The 18933-nt window shown below is 71.7% G+C and carries 13 protein-coding genes and 1 pseudogene; 7 read left to right on the top strand and 7 right to left on the bottom strand.

The genetic code is table 11. The features are described 5' to 3' along the window. The 5 genes and pseudogenes from KAK03_RS25185 to KAK03_RS23110 all read left to right on the top strand — a co-directional run. Positions 1 to 93: pseudogene (locus KAK03_RS25185) on the top strand (biopolymer transporter ExbD); the annotation flags it as partial. 123 nt (positions 94 to 216) lie between these two features. Continuing rightward, complete coding sequence (locus KAK03_RS23125) at positions 217 to 1392, top strand: tetratricopeptide repeat protein (RefSeq protein ID WP_247661369.1); 1176 nt, start codon at positions 217 to 219, stop codon at positions 1390 to 1392. 5 nt (positions 1393 to 1397) lie between these two features. Continuing rightward, positions 1398 to 2363 carry an MBL fold metallo-hydrolase gene (locus KAK03_RS23120; protein WP_210857041.1) on the top strand — a complete coding sequence of 322 codons (966 nt, stop codon included), beginning with the start codon at positions 1398 to 1400 and terminating at the stop codon, positions 2361 to 2363. 115 nt (positions 2364 to 2478) lie between these two features. Next, positions 2479 to 4110, top strand: a complete 1632-nt coding sequence (locus tag KAK03_RS23115; RefSeq protein ID WP_210857040.1) for a methyl-accepting chemotaxis protein — start codon at positions 2479 to 2481, stop codon at positions 4108 to 4110. Positions 4111 to 4131: 21 nt separating this feature from the next. Then, a complete protein-coding gene (locus tag KAK03_RS23110) occupies positions 4132 to 4755 on the top strand; it encodes an FMN-binding negative transcriptional regulator (protein ID WP_210857039.1) in 624 nt (207 codons plus the stop codon). On the opposite strand, the gene eda is transcribed toward KAK03_RS23110, so the two are convergent. After that, entirely contained in the window at positions 4756 to 5376 is a 621-nt protein-coding gene (eda, locus tag KAK03_RS23105) for a bifunctional 4-hydroxy-2-oxoglutarate aldolase/2-dehydro-3-deoxy-phosphogluconate aldolase (RefSeq protein WP_210857038.1), read from the bottom strand. Between the two features lie 26 nt (positions 5377 to 5402). After that, a complete protein-coding gene (gene edd / locus KAK03_RS23100; RefSeq protein WP_210857037.1) occupies positions 5403 to 7235 on the bottom strand; it encodes a phosphogluconate dehydratase in 1833 nt (610 codons plus the stop codon). A 104-nt stretch (positions 7236 to 7339) separates the two neighbouring features. On the opposite strand from edd, the gene KAK03_RS23095 reads away from it, so the two are divergent. Continuing rightward, the gene (locus KAK03_RS23095; protein WP_210857036.1) at positions 7340 to 7939 is read left to right on the top strand and encodes a gamma-glutamylcyclotransferase; all 600 of its coding nucleotides are present in this window, start codon (positions 7340 to 7342) and stop codon (positions 7937 to 7939) included. On the opposite strand, the gene KAK03_RS23090 is transcribed toward KAK03_RS23095, so the two are convergent. After that, complete coding sequence (locus tag KAK03_RS23090) at positions 7931 to 8557, bottom strand: nucleotidyltransferase family protein (protein ID WP_210857035.1); 627 nt, start codon at positions 8555 to 8557, stop codon at positions 7931 to 7933. The two genes, KAK03_RS23095 and KAK03_RS23090, sit on opposite strands and share 9 nt — an antisense overlap. Before the next feature lie 366 nt (positions 8558 to 8923). Here KAK03_RS23090 and pdxH point away from each other — a divergent pair, with 366 nt between their 5' ends. Beyond that, the gene (gene pdxH / locus KAK03_RS23085) at positions 8924 to 9559 is read left to right on the top strand and encodes a pyridoxamine 5'-phosphate oxidase (RefSeq protein WP_210857034.1); all 636 of its coding nucleotides are present in this window, start codon (positions 8924 to 8926) and stop codon (positions 9557 to 9559) included. Between the two features lie 3 nt (positions 9560 to 9562). Here the strand turns inward: pdxH and KAK03_RS23080 are convergent, their stop codons facing one another. From KAK03_RS23080 to KAK03_RS23065, 4 genes are all read right to left on the bottom strand, one after another. Continuing rightward, positions 9563 to 12592, bottom strand: coding sequence for a hybrid sensor histidine kinase/response regulator (locus KAK03_RS23080; RefSeq protein ID WP_210857033.1), 3030 nt, complete (start codon positions 12590 to 12592; stop codon positions 9563 to 9565). A 23-nt stretch (positions 12593 to 12615) separates the two neighbouring features. Then, positions 12616 to 13170: a peptide-methionine (S)-S-oxide reductase MsrA gene (gene msrA, locus KAK03_RS23075; RefSeq protein WP_247661368.1), complete on the bottom strand. Its 555-nt coding sequence runs from the start codon at positions 13168 to 13170 to the stop codon at positions 12616 to 12618. A 63-nt stretch (positions 13171 to 13233) separates the two neighbouring features. Beyond that, positions 13234 to 16929: a DUF748 domain-containing protein gene (locus KAK03_RS23070; protein ID WP_210857032.1), complete on the bottom strand. Its 3696-nt coding sequence runs from the start codon at positions 16927 to 16929 to the stop codon at positions 13234 to 13236. Positions 16930 to 17225: 296 nt separating this feature from the next. Continuing rightward, entirely contained in the window at positions 17226 to 18776 is a 1551-nt protein-coding gene (locus KAK03_RS23065) for a UbiD family decarboxylase (RefSeq protein WP_210857031.1), read from the bottom strand. Between the last annotated feature and the right edge of the window lie 157 nt (positions 18777 to 18933).

Raw genomic sequence — 18933 nt, 5'->3', positions numbered from 1 at the left:
ACCTACAAGCATGTCGCGATGGTGATGGCCGAGGCGCAGCGCCTGGGCGTCACCAAGATCGGCATCGTCGGCAACGAGCAATTCATGAACTGAGGCTTCGGCCTCGCCTGTGCAGGGGATCGGCCGGACAACGGACCGGTCCCTTGTCACGTTGGAACCCCACTGCCACCTTTTCGACACGCTATGACCTCCCTGCGCGCCCTCACCCTTGCCCTGTTGACCGCCGGCTGCCTGACCGCGGCCCAGGCCCAAAGCCTGCGTCCCGAGGTGGGCAAGCCGCTGCAGCAGGCCAGCGAACTGCTGCGCGCCGGCAAGGCCAAGGAAGCGCTGGCCAAGGTCCGCGAGGCCGACGCCGTGGGCGGCAAGAGCGCCCAGGAACAGCTGATGATCGACCGCATGCGCGGAGCGGCCGCCCAGCGCGCGGGCGACAACGCCACGGCGGCGCAGGCCTTCGAGTCGGCCTTCAACTCCGGCAAGCTCTCGGGCGCCGAGCAGGTCCAGATGGCCGAGTCGCTGGCCTTTGCCTACTCGCAGCTCAAGGACAACGCCCGCGCCTCGCAGTGGGTGCAGAAGGCCCTGTCGCTGGGCAGCCAAAGCGCACAGCTCAAGCAGCTCCAGGCCTACCTGCAAGGCGCCAGCGGCGACTACAGCGCGATCGCCAAGGACGCCCAGGGCGCGATCTCGGCCGCCGAGCAGGCCGGCCGCCGCCCCGAGGAAGGCGACCTGCTGCGTCTGGCCGACGCCCAGCAACGCACCAACAACACCGCGGGCCAGTTCGCCACGCTGGAGAAGCTGGTCGCCTACTACCCGAAGAAGGACTACTGGGCCGCCACGCTGGGCCGCCTGCCGCGCAAGGCGGGCTTCTCCGACCGCTTCTCGCTCGACCTGATGCGCCTGCGCCTGGCCACTGGCAACCTGACCAAGACCGAGGAGTACATGGAGATGGCCCAGCTGGCCTTGCAGGCCGGTTATGCCGCCGAGGCCAAGCAGATCGTCGAGAAGGGCTTTGCCTCGGGTGCCCTGGGCACCGGGGCCGAGGCCGAGCGCCACAAGCGCCTGCGCGATCTGGCGGTCAAGCAGGAATCGGAGTCCTCGGCCAGCGTCGACAAGGACATCGCCGAGGCCACGGCGGCCAAGGACGGCAACGCACTGGTGCAGCTGGGCAGCGTGCTGGCCAGCGCCGGTCAGGCCGACAAGGGCATCAGCCTGATCGAGCAGGGCATTGCCAAGGGCAACCTGAAGCGGCCGGAAGACGCCAAGCTGCGCCTGGGCCGCGCGATGATGCTGGGCAAGAACAAGAGCAAGGCGCAGCAGACGCTGCGCAGCGTCCAGGGCACCGACGGCGTGGCGGACATCGCCCGCCTCTACGCCATTCTGGCCGGCCAGTCCTGAGCGACGTGACGCTGCCGACCTGGCTGGTACCGCTGGGCGGTGGCGTCCACCTGATCGACACCGCCTTCCAGCGCGACCACTTCGACGCCGCCTACCTGGTGGTCGACCAGGGCCGGGCCGCTTTCGTCGACACCGGCACCGGCCACGCCCTGCCCCGCCTGCTCGGCGCGCTGGAGGCCCTGGGCCTGGCGCGCGATGCCGTGGACTGGGTCATCCCCACCCATGTCCACCTGGACCACGCCGGCGGCGTGGGGCCGCTGATGCAACACCTGCCCCGCGCCCGCGTGCTGGTGCACCCGCGCGGTGCGCGCCACCTGATCGATCCCAGTGCGCTGTACCAGGGCGCGTTGGCGGTCTACGGGCAGGCCGAGATGGACCGCTCCTACGGGCAGCTGGTGGGCGTGCCGGCCGAGCGGGTCGACAGCAGCCACGACGGCCAGCAGGTGGCGCTGGGCGGTCGGCAGCTGGCGCTGATCGACACCCCCGGTCACGCGCGTCACCACCATGCGATCTGGGACCCGGTGACCCGCGGCTGGTTCACCGGCGACACCTTCGGCCTGTCCTACCGCGAGTTCGACGTCGACGGCCGCGCCTGGATCCTGCCCACCAGCACGCCGGTGCAGTTCGAGCCCGAGGCGCTGGTGGCCTCGATCCAGCGCCTGCGCGCCCGGCAACCCGACTGCGTCTACCTGACGCACTACGGCCGCCTGGGTCAGGTGCAGGCGCTGGCCGACAGCCTGCTGGAACAGCTCGCGCAGATGGTGGCCCTGGCCGAGGCGGTCAGCCCCGGGCCGACGCGCCACGCGCAGCTGCGCGAGGGCCTGCTGCAGCTCTACCTGGACGCCCTGGCCCGCCACGGCTGCCCGATGGCGCGGGCCGCGGTGGCCGAGGCCCTGGCGATCGACATCGAGCTCAACGCCCAGGGCATGGGGATCTGGCTGGACCGGCGAGCGGCCTCGCCGTCGAATTGACGGTGGTCAGGCCCGTTGTTCGGCGGGCTGCGCGCCACGCACGCCCCTAAGCTTCCGGGCAAGACCGTCGCCCCCTGCCAGCGCAGGGCCCGCCCATGCCGTTCACGAGCCCGCCATGCGTCTGAACCTGCCGGTGATCCCGGAGGAATACCTGCTGCCCCCCGGGGCCAGCCTGGTGTCGACCACCGACCTGAAGGGTCGGATCACCTACTGCAATGCCGCCTTCATCGAGGTCAGCGGCTACGCCCGCGACGAGTTGATGGGCCAGCCCCACAACCTGATCCGCCACCCGGACATGCCTGCCGAGGGCTTCCGCGACCTGTGGGCGACGATCGAGGCCGGCCGTCCCTGGACCGGCGTGGTCAAGAACCGCCGCAAGGATGGCCGCCATTACTGGGTCCAGGCGAACGTGACGCCCATCGTCGAAGACGGCCGCCCGGTGGGCTACCTGTCGGTGCGGGGCGTGCCCACGCGCGAACAGGTGGCCGCCTGCGAAGCGCTGTACGCGACGATGCGCGCGGAAGCCCAGGCCGGCCGCCTGCTGCACGTGCTCAAGGCCGGCCGCGTGCTGCGCACCGACTGGCGCGGGCGCCTGGCCGAGGCCCTGCAACTGGGACTGGGCCAACGTGTGAGCCTGAGTGTCGGCGCCCTCGGCCTGGCGGCGCTGCTGACCGGCGCCGGCCTGTCGCGCCTGCTGGACGGGGAATGGCTGGTCCTGGCCTTCATGGCCGCGGGTGCGCTGGCGGCGCTGGGCGGAGGCTGGTGGATCAACCGCCTGACGACGCGCCCGATGCTGGCGCTGCTGCGCACCGCCAACCGCATGGCCGCGGGTGACATGACCCAGGTCCTGACCAGCGACCGCGACGACCTGGTCGGCCAGTTCACCCGCGCCCTGAACCAGCTGAACGTGAACCTGCGCTCGATCGTGGCCGACGCCCGTGCCGAGGTCGACCGCATGCGCGCCGCGGCACGCGAGATCGCCGTGGGCAACCAGGACCTGTCGCAGCGCACCGAGAGCCAGGCCGCGAACCTGCAACGCACCGCCTCGTCGATGGAGGCCATCACCGGCACGGTGCGCCACAACGCCGACACCGCACGCCAGGCGGCACAGTGTGCCCAGCAGGCCAATGCCGTGACGCTGGAGGGCGCCGACGCGGTACAGCAGGTGACGGCCACGATGCACGGCATCCGCGACTCCTCGGGCCGCATCGACGAGATCATCGGCGTCATCGAGGGCATCGCCTTCCAGACCAACCTGCTGGCCCTGAACGCCGCGGTCGAGGCCGCACGCGCCGGAACCCAGGGCCGCGGCTTCGCGGTCGTCGCGGGCGAGGTGCGCGCACTCGCGCAGCGCAGCTCGGCCGCGGCCCGCGAGGTCAAGCAGATCATCGACGACTCCAGCCACCGCGTGGCCACCGGCAACCAGCTGACCGAGGCGGCCGGCGGCACCATGGGCCATGCGATGAGCTCGGTACGCCAGGTCGGCCAGCTGATCGACGAGATCAGCCAGGGCGCCGATCGGCAGCTGCGCGACATCTCCGAAGTGACCGCCGCGGTGTCCAGTCTGGACGAGATCACGCAGAAGAACGCGGCGCTGGTGGAGCAGGTGGCGGCGGCGGCGATGCAGCTGGAGTCCCAGGCGATGGCGGTGGCTGACGCGGTGTCGGTGTTCCGCCTGCAGCAGGGCGAACACCGCACGCTGCCCGATGCGGTGGCGCTGCGCAAGGCGGCCCGGGCCGGCGCCTGATTCCGCGTTAAGCTGGCAGGCATGTACCAGCCTGCCCATTTCGCCGAGCACGACCCCGAGACCTGGCTGGCACTGATGCGCGCGCATCCGCTGGCCACGCTGGTGCACCACGACGCCTCCGGGCAGGCCACGATCGACCCGCTGCCGCTGCGCGTGACGCAGCAGGCCGACAGTATGCTGCTGCAGGGCCATGTCGCGCGCGCCAACCCGCTGTGGCGCCATGCCGATGGCCAGACCGTGCTGGCGGTCTTCCATGGGCCGCAGGCCTATGTGTCGCCAGGCTGGTATCCGTCCAAGGCAGCCACCGGCAAGGCGGTGCCGACCTGGAACTACGTGCTGATCGAGTGCCGGGCCCGGCTGCGTGCGGTGGATGACCCGGCCTGGCTGCGCGCCTTTCTCGACCAGCTGACCGTCGACCACGAGGCGCACCGCGCGCCCGGCTGGCAGCTGGAGGACGCGCCGCCCGACTACATGGCCGCGATGCTGCGCGGCATCGTCGGCGTGGAGCTGCAGGTGCAGGCCGTGGCCGCCAAGTTCAAGCTCAGCCAGAACCGCGACCCCGCTGACCGCCAGGGCGTGCTGGCGGGTCTGGACGCCGAGCCGGATCCGGCCGCCGCGGCCCTGGCCGCCCTGATGCGCCGCTGATCAGCGCGGCAGCGCCGCGGCCTCGCGCGCCAGCTGGGTGATGCGGGCCCAGTCGCCGCTGCGCACCGCGTCGGCCGGCGTCAGCCAGGAACCGCCGCAGACCTTCACATTGGGCAGCGCCAGGAAGTCCGGCGCGGTGGCCAGGCTGATGCCCCCGGTGGGGCAGAAGGCCACATCCGGGAACGGACCGGCCAGGGCCTTGAGCATCGGGATGCCGCCGGCCGCCGTGGCCGGGAAGAACTTCAGGAAGGACAGGCCATCGGCCTGCGCCGCCATCACCTCGCTGGCGGTGGCCACGCCGGGCAGCAGCGGCAAGCCGATCTCGCGGCAGGCCGCACCCAACTCGGCGGTGTAGCCCGGGCTGACGCCAAAGATCGCGCCCGCCTCGTGCGCGGCGCGCGCATCGGCCGCGTTGCGCAGCGTGCCGGCACCGACGATGGCGCCCGGCACGGCGCTCATCGCGCGGATGGCTTCCAGCGCCACCGGGGTGCGCAGCGTCACCTCCAGCACCCGGACGCCGCCGGCCACCAGGGCCTGGGCCAGGGGCACGGCGTCGGCCAGGCGGTCGATGACGATGACGGGAATGACGGGGCCGTGGTCGACCAGTTCCAGGGTGTTCATGGTGTGTCAGTCAGGGATATCGGGGTTCACAACCAGGTGCAGGCGCCCTGCTCGGCGCTGACCACATGGCGGCGCATGCCGGCGAACAGCTCGCGGCCCAGACCGCGGCCGTGGGCGGCGGCGCGCGCCGGGTCGCGCTGGGCGGGCTCGCGGGCGGTCCAGTCGGCGTCATCGACCAGCGCCTCCAGCGTGCCGGCCACCGCGTCCAGGCGCAGCAGATCGCCGTCGCGCACCCGGGCCAGCGGGCCGCCGGCCAGGGCTTCAGGGCTGACGTGGATCGCCGCGGGGACCTTGCCCGAGGCGCCGCTCATGCGGCCGTCCGTGACCAGGGCCACGCGGTAGCCCTTGCCCTGCAGCACCGCCAGCGGCGGGGTCAGCTTGTGCAGCTCGGGCATGCCATTGGCCTGCGGGCCCTGGAAGCGCACCACGGCGATCACGTCGCGGTCCAGTTCGCCCGCCTTGAAGGCCGCCTGCAGCGCCTCCTGGCTGTCGAAGACGCGCGCCGGCGCCTCGATCACATGCCGGTCTTCCGGCACGGCCGAGACCTTGATCACCGCGCGACCCAGGTTGCCGGTCAACAGCTTCAGGCCACCGGTGGGCGAGAACGGCGCGGCGGCGCCGCGCAGCACCGACTCGTCGGTGCTGGCCGCGGCCGTGGGCTGGTAGGTCAGCGTGGCGCCGCTGATCACCGGCCGCTGGGCCTGGGCCCGCAGGCCGCCCTCGTGCACGGCCTGGGTGTCGTGCATCAGGCCGGCATCGATCAGCTCGCGGATCACGAAGCCGGGGCCGCCCGCGGCCTCGAACTGGTTCACGTCGGCGCTGCCGTTGGGGTAGACGCGGGCCAGCAGGGGCACCACGCCCGACAGCTCGGAGAAGTCGCCCCAGTCGATCAGGATGCCGGCGGCGCGGGCCACGGCCACCCAGTGGATCAGGTGGTTGGTCGAGCCGCCGGTGGCCAGCAGGGCGATCATGGCGTTGACGATGCAGCGCTCGTCCACCTGCACGCCGATGGGCTGGTTGCGGCGGTCGCGGCGCAGCTCCAGCGCAGTGCCCACGGCGGCCCGGGTCAAGGCCTCGCGCAGCGGCGTATTGGGCGGCACGAAGGCGGCGCCCGGCAGGTGCAGGCCCATGGCCTGCAGAAGCATCTGATTGGAGTTGGCGGTGCCGTAGAAGGTGCAGGTACCGGGGCTGTGGTAAGCCGCCTGCTCGGCGGCCATCAGTTCCTCTCGGCCCACCAGGCCCTGGGCGGCCTGTTCGCGCACCTTGGCCTTGTCGCTGTTGGACAGGCCCGAGCCCATCGGCCCGGCCGGCACGAAGACACAGGGCAGGTGCCCGAAATGCAGCGCGCCGATCAGCAGGCCCGGAACGATCTTGTCACAGATGCCCAGCATCAGCACGGCGTCGTAGACGTCATGGCTCAGCGCGATGGCGGTGGCCATGGCGATGGTGTCACGCGAGAACAGGCTCATCTCCATGCCCTCGAAGCCCTGCGTCACGCCGTCGCACATCGCCGGCACGCCGCCAGCCACCTGGGCGGTGGCACCCAGGCTGAGCGCCGTCTCGCGGATCAGCGTCGGGTAGCCCTCATAGGGCTGATGGGCCGACAGCATGTCGTTGTAGGCGGTGACGATGCCCAGGTGCGGCGCGCGCTCGGCCACCACACGCAGGCGTTGATCGCCAGGCATCGCGGCGAAGGCATGCGCCACGTTGGCGCAGCCCATGCGGTCGGCGCCCCGTGGACGCTGGCGCAACTGCTCGACGCCGTCCAGGTAGCTGCGCCGGCTGTCCTGGCTGCGCTGCCGGATGCGCTCGGTCACGGCATGGACAACGGGGTGGAGCGGGGTGCTTGACGGATTCATCCGGGGGCCCTGGGAAGCGTCTGAGGGGTCTGTAACCATGCCTGCGATTATCAGGTAACTTGGTTACATGGTCAAACCCCCGCGGACACATCCACAATGCGCGCATGCACCTGGCCCTGCCCGACGCCCGCGACCCCGCGCCGCTGCTGGACCGCACGCTGCACGAATGGGGCGGCCACGGACCGCTGTGGCTGTTCGCCTACGGCTCATTGATCTGGAAGCCCGATTTCGACCCCGCCGAGCAGCGCCCGGCACAGGTGATGGGCTGGCACCGCTGCCTGCGCATGCGCTCACGGATCAACCGCGGCACCCCGGAACAGCCCGGCCTGGTGCTGGCCCTGGTGCGCGGCGGCAGCTGCCACGGGCTGGCACTGCAGTTGCCGCCGGCGCAGGCCGAGGCCACGCTGCGGCAGCTGTGGCTGCGCGAGATGCCCACCGGCACCTACACACCGCGCTGGCTGCGCTGCCAGACGCCGCAAGGGCCGCTGCGGGCGCTGGCCTTCACCCTGGACAAGCACAGCCCGGCCCATGTCGGCGCGCTGGCTGATCACGACCTGCTGCACATCCTGCGGCATGCCCAGGGTCGCTACGGGCGGACGCTGGACTATCTGGTGCAGACCGAGGAGGCGCTGCGCCGCCACGGCATCACCGACCGCCACCTGGCCCGGCAGGTGCGACTGGCGCGCCAGCACCAGCTACTCTGAGGGCGTCAGCGCGTCCTCGCCGCGGCCCGACAGCTGGGCGCGCAGCGCGGCCAGATCGGACTCGGTGTCCAGATCGACCAGCACGCCCGGGTCATCGACCTCGATGCCCTGCGTGGGATAGCGCACCAGCAGGCGCCGTGCACCTTCGTCGCCTTGCAGGCGGACCAGTTCGGAATACAGCTCGCCGCCAAAACCCACCGGGTGGCCCCGCCGGCCCCGGAACTGCGCATAGGCAATGGGCTGGCTCTGCAGGGCCGCCGCCACCTGCTGCAGCGTGCGCGGGCGCACCAGCGGCATGTCGCCAGGCAGCATCAGCCATCCTGGCGCCGAGGCGCGGGCCGACACCCCCGCGGCGATGGAGTCGCCCATGCCGCCGCGCGGCTGGCCGCCGGGTCCACCCAGCACCACCAGATCGCGCCGCGCCACCAGCGGTGCCACGTCCTCGGCCAGGGCCGGCGTGGTGACCACCACCACCGGCAGGCCACTGGCGATCGCGTGGCGCACGGTCATGGCCAGCACACTGCCCTCGCCCAGCGGCTCGGCCAGCTTGTGGCGCGGACCGTGGTAGCGGGAGCCCAGGCCGGCAGCCAGCACCAGGACGACAGGAAGCTTGGTCATGACGGCCTGAGCATCGCGCCGCCGACCGGGGGCGCAAAGCTGGGACGTTCACCTAAGGCCTTGCACCTAGGGCCTGTTCCCACTACTGGAAGGGTTGCGAAGGCCCGCCAAATCGGGCCAATCTAGACGCAGCGCACAGCCCGCACTGACGTGCGGGCAAGCGGTGCAACGACGAGTGGCCCGATTTGGCGGGCCTCCCCGAAGGGTTGAAGCCCAGAAAGGTCGCATGCGGCGTTGCACATCCGCGCCGGGTATCCAACCCGGCTGTGGTGTGCGCCTTGCCTGCGACCTTTCTGGGCACCAACGCAATCCCTTCCCGTAGTGCGAACAGGCCCTCGGGTTGAGCACGAACACTACACTGGGGGCATGAAGGACATTGCCGACCTGCGCAAGAGCTACGAGCGCGCTGAGCTTGAGGAACACCTGGCCGCCGATGACCCGCTGCGGCAGTTCGAGACCTGGCTGCAGGAGGCCATCGACGCCGGTGTGGCCGAGCCCAACGCGATGACGCTGGCCACGGTGGGCGCCGATGGCCGCCCCTCCACCCGCATCGTGCTGATCAAGGGCGTCGATGCCCGTGGCCTGGTCTGGTACACCAACTACGAGAGCCGCAAGGGCCAGGAACTGGCCGCGAACCCGGTGGCCGCGCTGCAGTTCCACTGGGTGGTCATGGAGCGTGTGGTGCGCGTGGAGGGCCGGGTGGAGAAGGTGTCCGCGGAGGAGTCCGACGCCTACTTCCAGTCGCGGCCACTGGACTCGCGGCTGGGCGCCTGGGCCTCGCCGCAGAGCCAGGTGATCGCCTCGCGCGCGGTGCTGGTGGCCAATGCCGCCAAGGCGGCGGCGCGCCATGGCCTGCATCCGCCGCGGCCGCCGCACTGGGGCGGCTACCGCCTCGTGCCGGAGCGCTGGGAGTTCTGGCAGGGCCGCGTGTCGCGCCTGCATGACCGCCTGAGCTACCGGCTGGCGGACGGCCGCTGGCTGCGCGAGCGACTCGCCCCCTGACACTCAGCGGCCCAGCTGCGCCGCCTGGGCATCCATGTTGTCCAGGAAGCGCTGCACATCCAGCGGCTTGGTCCAGTAGTCGTGGAAGCCGGCCGCCAGGGCCGCCTGCATGTCATCGGGCATCGCGTTGGCCGACAGGGCCATGAAGCGCGACCCGGCCAGCGCCGGCAGCTGACGCATCCGCTGCAGCAGCTCCAGCCCGTGGCAATCCGGCAGCTGCATGTCCAGCAGCACGATGCGCGGTGCGTGCCGGGCCGCCAGCGCCAGGCCCTCGGCGCCATCGCCGGCCGTGCGCAGATGAAACCGCGGCCGCAGGCTCAGTGCCTGGCTGACCAGCAACTCGTTGACCGCGTTGTCCTCCACGTAGAGCACCTCGATCGGCCCCTGGGTCGGCGCGCTCGGTGGCACGGGTGAACGGGCCGTGCCCTGGCGCGACGCTGGCACGGTGCTCTGCTCGGGCGGCACCACGGCCGCCAGGTCGACACGGAACACCGAGCCCTGACCGATCTGGCTGCTCACCGCCAGCCGCCCGCCCATGTCGGTGATCAGCTGGCGCACGATGGACAGGCCGATGCCATTGCCGGGAATGCCCTCGCGTTCGGCCCCCAGGCGATTGAAGGGCTCGAACAGGTGTACCTGCTGCTCGGGGCTGAGGCCGCGGCCGTTGTCGCGCACCGCCATCGACCAGGCGGGCGTGCCGTCCAGATCGGCGCCGCTGAGCTCGATCCAGACCTGACCGCCCGCGCGGTTGTACTTGATCGCGTTGGTCAGCAGGTTGGTCAGCACCTGGCCCAGCCGGCGCCGGTCGGCCTGCACCCAGGCCGCGGTGTTCATGGCCTGGCGCGCCTCGATCTGCACGCCATGCGCCTGGGCCAGCGCGTCGACCCATTGGCACACCTCGGCCAGCACCTCGCTGACCGGCACCGGCTGGGTGGCCAGGTGGGTACCGGCGGCGTCGGCGCGTGACAGCGACAGCAGGTCGTCGATCAGCTCCATCAGGTGGCCGCCAGCGGCCCGGATGCAGCGCAGCCGCTCCTGTTGCGTGGCACTCAGCGCATCCAGCGCCATCAGTTCGGCAAAGCCCAGCACCGCGTTCATCGGTGTGCGCAGCTCGTGGCTGACCCGGGCCATCAGCGCCGACTTGGCCAGGCTGGCCTGTTCGGCGCGGTCGCGCTCGCGCGCCAGTTCCTCGCTGCGACGGCGGCCGGTGATGTCGATTGCCACACCGGTCACGGCCATTGGCTGGCCCGCGCTGTCGCACTGCAGGCGGCCGAAGGACAGCAGCCAGCGCTGGCTGCCGTCGGGCCATTTCACCGCATGCTCGACCCGGAAATCCCGGCCGTGCAGGCGGCAGCGTCGCAGCGCCTCGCGGGTATCGGCCAGCGCGCCGCGATCCAGGGCCTCGGCCATCACCCGCAGCGGCGACACGGACTCGGTGGGCGGTCGACCAAACAGCGCGTACATCGACGGGCTCCAGCGCGCCTGCCGGCCGTCGAGCGGCACTTCCCAGACGCCGATGCCCGCCGCCTCGATCGCGAAGCGGTCACGTTCGCGCTCGCGCTCGGCCTGCCACTGGGCCTCGCGCTGCGCGGTGACGTCGACGTGCATGCCGAAGGACAGCCGGTGGCCCTCGCGCCAGTGGCGTTGGGTCCAGGACTGGATCCAGCGCGTCTGCCCCTCGGGGGTGAGGATGCGGAAGGTGATCTCCGAGGTGGCCGGCCACTCGCTGATGTGGCGCCGCTGCCGGTCGATCAGCATCGGGCGGTCGAGTGCGTGCACATGGCGCTCCAGGAACTCGTCCAGCGAGGGGGTGCCCTCCGAGGGATCGCGGTGGTGCAGGCGGTACATCTGCTGGTCCCACTCCAGCAGGCCGCCGTCGAGGTCACGCCACCAGAAGCCCACGCCGATCGCGTCGGTCACCAGGCGCATCCGGTCCATCAGGGCCAGCGCGCGGTCGCGCTCCTGGCTGAGCTCGCTCAAGTCCAGCGATACGCCCAGCAGCGTGCGCACCACGCCATCGGCATCGCGCCGCGCCACCCGCCGGGTCAGCAGGCGTCGCCAGCCGCTGTCACCATCGCGGTAGCGCGCCATCACGTCGACCACCGACTGGCTGTGGCTGGCCTCGGCCGCCGCGTTCACCACGCGCGCGAGGTCATCCGGGTGGATCAGCGAGCGCACCTCGGCCAGCGGCATCGGCGCTTCACGCGCCGGCAGACCGATCATGCGGTAGCCTGCCTCGTTGAACTGCACCGTCTGTGTGGCGACATCCACCCGCCAGACCGACACGCCAGCCATCGCCAGCACCGAGGACAGGTCGTCACTGGCTTCGCGCTCGGCCTGGTGCCGCACCACGCTGTCGGTTTCGTCGAACAGCAGGCTCACCAGACGCCGGCCGTGGCCGCCGCGGGCCGCCAGCACCTCGGTCAGCGACAGCAGGTGGCGGGTCTGCCCATCGGGGCGGCGGACGCGAAAGCGCAGGCTGTAGCGGCCGGGCTCGGCCGACAGCACCTGGTGGCGCTCCAGGAACGCGGCGCGGTCGGCCTCGTGCACCATGGCCAGCGCCTGCTCGAAGTCCGGTGTGCCTTGCGCGGGCGGCACACCCAGCATCTCGAAGACATCGCCGTCCCACTGGCCAATGCCGGTATCCAGGTCGCGCACCAGGCTGCCCACGGGGCCATGGCCGCGCAGCAGTTCCAGCAGTTCGGTCACACTGACCAGCCCGCTGGAGCCCAGCTCGAAGCGTTGCAGCCACCAGCCCTGCGCCGCACCCAGGGCCTGGGGCGTGAACTGCAAGGCGATCCCCGGCGGCGCCAGGGTCAGCAGGCAAGGCCGGTCGGTGGGCGCCTCGGCCAGCCGGGCCAGCACCTGCGACCAGGCCTCGGGCGGCGGCTGCTGCTCGCTCAGCCAGTCCTGGGCTGCACGATTGCCCTGCCAGCCATCGGCAGCCAGGCGCCACGATGGCATCGGCACCTCAAACCACCACAGGGCCAGCGGATCATCGCCGGCAGCGGCTGGCGCGGCGGGTGGGGACATCGCGGAGATCTCGCAGCCGGTATTCAGCGACGCAGCAGCGAGGTGAAACGCTGCTGGAACTTGGCCACCTTCGGCCCGACGACGAAGGCGCAATAGCCCTGCCAGGGGTTGCGCTCGAAGTAGCGGTCGTGCTCGGGCTCGGCCGGCCAGAAGCCGCTCAGCGGCGCCAGCTCGGTGACCACGCCGCCGCCCAGCAGCGCGTCGGCCTCGGCGGTGACGGCGCGCACCACCGGCTCGTCGGCCGGGTCGCTCCAGTAGATGCCCGAGCGGTACTGCGGACCGACGTCGTTGCCCTGCCGGTTCAGCGTGGTGGGGTCATGGACCGCGTAGAACACCTCCAGCAGGGCCCGCAACTCGACCTGGGTGGGGTCGTACTGCAGTTGCACCACCTCGGCGTGGCCGGTGTCGCCTCGGCAGACCTGCTCGTAGCTGGGCTGCGGCAGGTGGCCGTTGGCATAACCCGACTGCACCGCGGTCACGCCGGCCACGCGCAGGTAGACCGCCTCGAGGCACCAGAAGCACCCTCCGGCGAGCGTGATCGTGCACATCCGCATGTTGTTCCCGCCTTCGCCCGACATGGGTCGATTATGCGTGTGCGCCCCGCGCCGCGCGGGGCGGGGAGACCCCGTCCCGGCAGGGACTCAGCGCACGTCGATCTGCAGGCTGGCCCCGGGCGGCGGGCCCTCCTGGCCCGACAGGCGCGGCGCGGCCAGGAACAGCCGCTCGTTGGCCAGGCCGCGGGCGCGCAGCGCGTCTCGGGCGGCCTCGGCACGTCGGGTGGCCAGGGTCCGTGCGCTGGCTTCATCCGCCGGCATGGCGGCCTGCAGCATGGCTTCCATCTGCGCCGGCTCGGGCGTGGTGGCCAGGCCCAGCAGGTTGCGCGGCTTGTTGGGCAGCGGGGTGTCGGCGTACAGGCGGCGCAGCGCGGCCTCGCGGCGCGCGGCGTCCCAGGGCTGGGCATCGCCATCCTCGCTGCGGCCCACGCTGCGCAGGCGCTGCTCCAGGGCAGCCGCCTGCAGCGCCGCGCGCTCGCGCAGCGGATCGGCAACGCCGGTGATGGTGAGCTGCAGCGCCGGACGCTCGGCCAGCGAGCGAGCCACCTTGCCCAGCGCTTCGTCGGCCGCCGGCGCCAGGCGGGCCGTGCCGGGCTCGAAGGCCACCTGGCCCAGGTCCTCGCCGCCGCCACCCCCTGAGAGCAGCGCGAAGGGCGCCGTCAGCGCCTTGGTCAGCAGGTTCAGGATCAGCTTGATCACCAGTCCGCCGACGCTGAACTCGGGGTCGTTGATCGAGCCGCCGATCGGCAGGTCCAGGTCGATCACGCCGTTGCGGTCCTTCAGCAGGGCCACGGCCAGCAGCACCGGCAGGCGGGTGGCATCGGGGCTGTCGACCTTGTCGCCGAAGGTCAGCTGGTTCAGCACGATCTGGTTGCGCGCCTCCAGCCGGCCGTCGGGCTGGACCTGGTAGCGCAGGTCCATCGACAGCTTGCCGCGCTCGATCGCATAGCCGGCGTACTTGGCGGCATAGGGCGACAGCGGCGTCAGCTCCAGGTCGGTGGCACGGGCGCGGATGTCCAGCACCAGCGGATGGGCGGTGGGCTTGAGCTTGCCCCGGATGTCGAGCTGTCCGGTGCCGGCCACCCGGCCGGCCAGTTCCACCGTGGCCAGGTCCTCGGCATCCCAGCGGTAGGCGCCGATGGTGCCACCCAGCTCGCTGATCGCGGCGCTGTAGTTGGGACGGATGTAGCGGTCGGCGAAATCCACCCGGCCGTTGCGCAGTTCGACGCCGCCCAGCACCAGTTGCAGCGCAGGCGCGCTGGCCGACGCCGCGGGCGCTGCCGCGCTGGCGGCTGCGACCGACGCAGCGACCGGCGCCGAGGCCGCCACGGACGGTGCCACTGCGCCCGACTCGGACGCGGACTGAAGGTCGTTGAGGTTCAGGTGGCCCTGCTCGGTCACCACCAGCGAGGCATAGAAGTCGCTCAGGCCGACCTTCCTGAGCACCAGCCGCGGCGCCTGTCCGGGCGCCGAGCGCCACTCCAGACCGTCGAGCGACAGCTCACGCCAGCTGAGCAGTTCGTCGCCGGCCGAGGGCTTGCCCCGGGCGCCGAGCAGGCGCAGGTCGGCCACCCGCGCCTGGCCGGCCGCCGACACGGCCAGCCCGGCGGGCTGCACCTGGGCGTCGACACTGCCCTGCCAGTCGATCGCGGCGCGCGCCAGCGTCACCGGCAGCGCATCAGCGGCATAGGGGGCCAGCAGGTGGGCCGGCCACTGCTGTGCCTGGATCTTGCCCTGCCAGGCCAGCGACGGCGCCAGCGCGAGCCGACCGTCCCAGCGCAACTGGCCGGCGCGCGGCGTGCCGCGCTGGGGCCGCTCATTGGCGGCCGCCAGCCGCAGCTCGCCGCTCACCGGCATGGGCGCGCCAGCCACCGCGGGCCAGCGCAGCGGGCCGAGCTGCAGCGCCACGCCATCCACCAGCAGGGCGACCGGGTCGCCCCCGGTGGCGGCGTCCTGCCATTGCAACTGGCCGCCGCGCACCTGGAGCCGCTCCAGCGCCAGCGTCCAGGGCGCCGACTCACCAGAGGCCGCAGCCGGCTGCGGCACCAGCCAGTCCTGCGCGCTGAGCCGCCCGGCCGCGTCGCGCGACAGCACCGCCTGCGGCGACTGCCAGGTCACCCGGTCGATGCGCACGGCGCGGCGCGCCGGATCCACCTGCACCGGGCCCAGCTCCAGGGCGGTCCAGGCCAGCGGGCGTTGCGTGCCGTCGGTCAGGCGCAAGTCGTCCAGGCGCGCGCGCTGGATGCTCAGGGCCGTCGGCAGGCCTTCGGGCAGGCCGGTCCAGTCGGCCTGCGCCTCAACAGTGAGGCGGCCGTCCAGGCGCGGTTGCAGCAGCGCGGCCAGATAGGGCCGCCAGGGTGCCAGTCCCAGGTCGCTGGCCTGCAGGCGGATGCTGCTGCGCGCGGCGCTCAGCGTGGCCTGGGCACGCAGCTGGCCCGCCGCCGAGGCTGCCGGGGCCACCGCCGCTGGCAGCCCCATGGTGGCCTCTGCCTGAACCGTGGCGTCGCCCACGGGCCAGCGCAGGTGCTGCACGCTCAGTCCGATGTCCTGCAAGGCAAGCTGCGCAGCGGGCTGGGTGGTGGCGTCCTGCCAGCTCAGCGCGTGGTCGGTCAGCTGCAGGTCGTCCAGCTGCACGGTCCAGGCGGCCGATGCTGGCGACGCCGGCGTCGACGCGGGTGACGATGGGGGCGCCGCAGGTGACCCGGCAACGCGTCCGGGCGTGGGTGCGGTCATCCAGCCCGCGAGCCGGCCCGAGGCCTCGCGGCGCAGCTGCCAGCGCGCGCCGCTCCAGACCAGCCGCGCCAGATGGACCTGGCGTTGCAGCGGCTTGACATCGGCCAGACTCAGGTTCAGCTGCTGCCACGCGAGCAGCGGCTCACCGCGCGCGGACACCAGCTGCGCATCACTGATGCCGAGCTGGCCTTGCAGGCTCACGGTGGGCGCGGCACCGACCGGCGCGCTGAAGCGCAGGCGCAGCGCCGAGTGCAGGCGGCCCGCCTGCAGGTGCACTGGTACCGCCGTGGGCCAGTAGGCCTGCCAGTCGGCCAGGTCCAGGCCGTTCAGGTCCAGGCGCAACTCGCCAGCGCGCTCCTTGGCGAAGGGGCGTGCCTGGGCGCCGGTGTCGACCTCGGTGCCGTTCAGGCGCAGTCGCAGCCGCGGCTCGACCAGGATGGCCACGTCGTGCTCATCGAGGTTCGACACCACCGGCAGGCCCAGCTCGATCGCGGTGAGCCGGTGCACCCGCTTCGCAGGTCGGTCATCCAGGGCGATGTCGCCATCGGTCACGCGCAGGTTGTACAGCGCCAAGCGCAGCGGCGCTGCCCCAGGCTCGGACGGTTGCGCAAAGCGCGCGAGCAGGTCATCGATGCTGTAGCGGTTGGCGTCCAGGCGCGCCAGGGTCAGGCGCGGCCGCTCGATCTGCAGCGCGTCCAGCACCGGCGCACGCTGCCACAGGCTGGCCAGCGACAGGTTGGCCGAAACGCGGTCCACCTGCAGCAGCGGCGGCGTGTCCGCAGACTGCCCAGCCACGGTGAGGCCCTCGACCTGGGCGTTGAGGGTGAGCGGGTTGAAGGCCAGGCGCTCAATGCGCACCGCGCGACCCAGGGCCTGGCTGGCTTCGCGCTCCACCATGCCGCGCAGCAGGCCGGGCAGCACCAGGGCCAGCGCCACCAGCACGAGCCAGAGGATGGTGACGGCGGCGGCGATCCGCGCCAGCCGACGCACGGCCGGCTGCTGCCAGCGTTGAGGATGGTGCGCGGGGGTCGGCGGCGGGTTCGGGGACATGGGCGACGGCGCAGGTGAAAAGAGGATTCTGCGCGATCCGTGACCCAGGCTGTGCCCGCCGCCACGCGCTGCAGATACCCCAGAAACGACGAAGCCCCCCAAGCCGATGACGACCGGGGGGCCTGTGGGCAGCTTCACTGCCCAGTGGAGATCCGGCGGTAATCGGGCCGGGGCTCCATGGGACGCCGGAATGGCGCCCGGTGGGATGCCATCGCAGTGGACGGCGATGCAAGATTACGCCCGGCGCGCGGCGGATGCAAGCGGTATTCGCGTCCTTGAAGAGGACTTGATCAGGCTCAGGAAAACAGCCGCTGATACAGCGCGTCCATGCGCTCCTGCACCGCGCCGTCCATGGTGATCGCCCGGCCCCATTCGCGCTGGGTTTCACCCGGCCATTTGTGGGTGGCGTCCAGCCCCATCTTGCCGCCCAGGCCGCTGACCGGCGAGGCGAAATCCAGGTAGTCGATCGGCGTGCCGTCCACCAGCGTGGTGTCGCGCACCGGGTCCATGCGGGTGGTGATGGCCCAGACCACCTCCTTCCAGTCGCGCACGTCGATGTCGTCGTCGACGACGACGATGAACTTGGTGTACATGAACTGGCGCAGGAAGCTCCACAGCCCGAACATCACGCGCTTGGCGTGGCCGGCGTAGGCCTTGCGGATCGAGACCACCGCCATGCGGTAGCTGCAGGCCTCGGGCGGCAGGTAGAAGTCGACGATCTCCGGAAACTGCTTCTGCAGGATCGGCACGAAGACCTCGTTGAGCGCCACGCCCAGCACCGCCGGCTCATCGGGCGGCTTGCCGGTGTAGGTGCTGTGGTAGACCGGATCGCGGCGGTGGGTCAGGCGGTCGATGCGCAGCACCGGGAACCAGTCCTGCTCGTTGTAGTAGCCGGTGTGGTCGCCGTAAGGACCTTCGAGCGCGTGCAGGTAGCCGCCGATCGACTTCAGCGGCACACCCTGCTCGCTCACCCCTTCATAGCCGTCGGCAGCGGTCGGGATGTGGCCCTCGAAGACCACCTCGGCGCGCGCCGGCACCTGCAGCCACAGACCGCCCTCTCCCACCTGGGTGTCGACCAGTTCCGTCCGCCCGCCGCGCAACAGGCCGGCAAACTGGTACTCACCCAAGGTGTCCGGCACCGGGGTCACGGCACCCAGTGTGGTGGCCGGGTCGGCCCCCAGCACCACGGCGATCGGGAACGGCTGTCCTGGGTTGGCCGCCGCGAACTCGCGAAAATCCAGCGCGCCACCACGGTGCGCCAGCCAGCGCATGATGACCTCGCGCCGGCCGATGACCTGCTGACGGTAGATGCCCAGGTTCTGCCGGCTGCGGGGCCGCGCCACCGACTGCGGACCGCGGGTGACCACCAGGCCCCAGGTGATCAGCGGCGCAGCATCGCCGGGCCAGCAGGTCTGCACCGGCCAGCGGCCCAGGTCCACCTCGGCGCCCTCGACCACCATCTCCTGGCAGACGCCCTTGCTGACCCGCGCCGGCTTCATGTCCCACAGCGCCTTGGCCATGTCCCACAGGCGTCCGGCCTCGCGCAGCGAACGGGGCGGGTCCGGCTCCTTCAGTGCGGCCAGCAGGCGGCCCACGTCGCGCAGCGCGCCCACATCGTCCACGCCCAGACCCCAGGCCACCCGGCGCGGCGTGCCGAACAGGTTCAGCAGCACCGGAATGTTGTAACCAGGCGTGTTCTCGATCAACAGCGCCGGGCCGCCGGCGCGCAGCACGCGGTCGGCGAGTGCTGTCATTTCAAGCCGCGCCAGCACTGGCTCTGCGACCCGGCGCAGTTCGCCACGGTGTTCGAGCTGCGCCATGAAGTCGCGAAGGTCCTTGTATTTCATAGCCAATTGTTATTGATTTCAGTGGCCTTATGCTTGACCAGTTATTTTGACGCTTCCTACAATCCGCCCCGACGTTCGAATACGGGTTTCCCCTGCTGAATGCAACAACAGCCTGGAGGGAACCCGACGCCTGGTCTGCGAACACAAGGCCCACGAT

The sequence above is a fragment of the Ideonella alba genome, from assembly GCF_018069845.1.
In the GTDB taxonomy this organism is placed as follows: domain Bacteria; phylum Pseudomonadota; class Gammaproteobacteria; order Burkholderiales; family Burkholderiaceae_C; genus Ideonella; species Ideonella alba.
Note: the sequence above shows the minus strand (reverse complement) of the source record. Positions and strands in the feature narration are given on the sequence as shown.

Coding starts and splice junctions, on each gene's coding strand:
- edd (WP_210857037.1), bottom strand. CDS start 7,235: ATGAATCCGTCAAGCACCCCGCTCCACCCCGTTGTCCATGCCGTGACC.
- KAK03_RS23110 (WP_210857039.1), top strand. CDS start 4,132: ATGTACCAGCCTGCCCATTTCGCCGAGCACGACCCCGAGACCTGGCTG.
- eda (WP_210857038.1), bottom strand. CDS start 5,376: ATGAACACCCTGGAACTGGTCGACCACGGCCCCGTCATTCCCGTCATC.
- pdxH (WP_210857034.1), top strand. CDS start 8,924: ATGAAGGACATTGCCGACCTGCGCAAGAGCTACGAGCGCGCTGAGCTT.
- KAK03_RS23115 (WP_210857040.1), top strand. CDS start 2,479: ATGCGTCTGAACCTGCCGGTGATCCCGGAGGAATACCTGCTGCCCCCC.
- KAK03_RS23070 (WP_210857032.1), bottom strand. CDS start 16,929: ATGTCCCCGAACCCGCCGCCGACCCCCGCGCACCATCCTCAACGCTGG.
- KAK03_RS23065 (WP_210857031.1), bottom strand. CDS start 18,776: ATGAAATACAAGGACCTTCGCGACTTCATGGCGCAGCTCGAACACCGT.
- KAK03_RS23090 (WP_210857035.1), bottom strand. CDS start 8,557: ATGACCAAGCTTCCTGTCGTCCTGGTGCTGGCTGCCGGCCTGGGCTCC.
- KAK03_RS23095 (WP_210857036.1), top strand. CDS start 7,340: ATGCACCTGGCCCTGCCCGACGCCCGCGACCCCGCGCCGCTGCTGGAC.
- msrA (WP_247661368.1), bottom strand. CDS start 13,170: ATGTCGGGCGAAGGCGGGAACAACATGCGGATGTGCACGATCACGCTC.
- KAK03_RS23080 (WP_210857033.1), bottom strand. CDS start 12,592: ATGTCCCCACCCGCCGCGCCAGCCGCTGCCGGCGATGATCCGCTGGCC.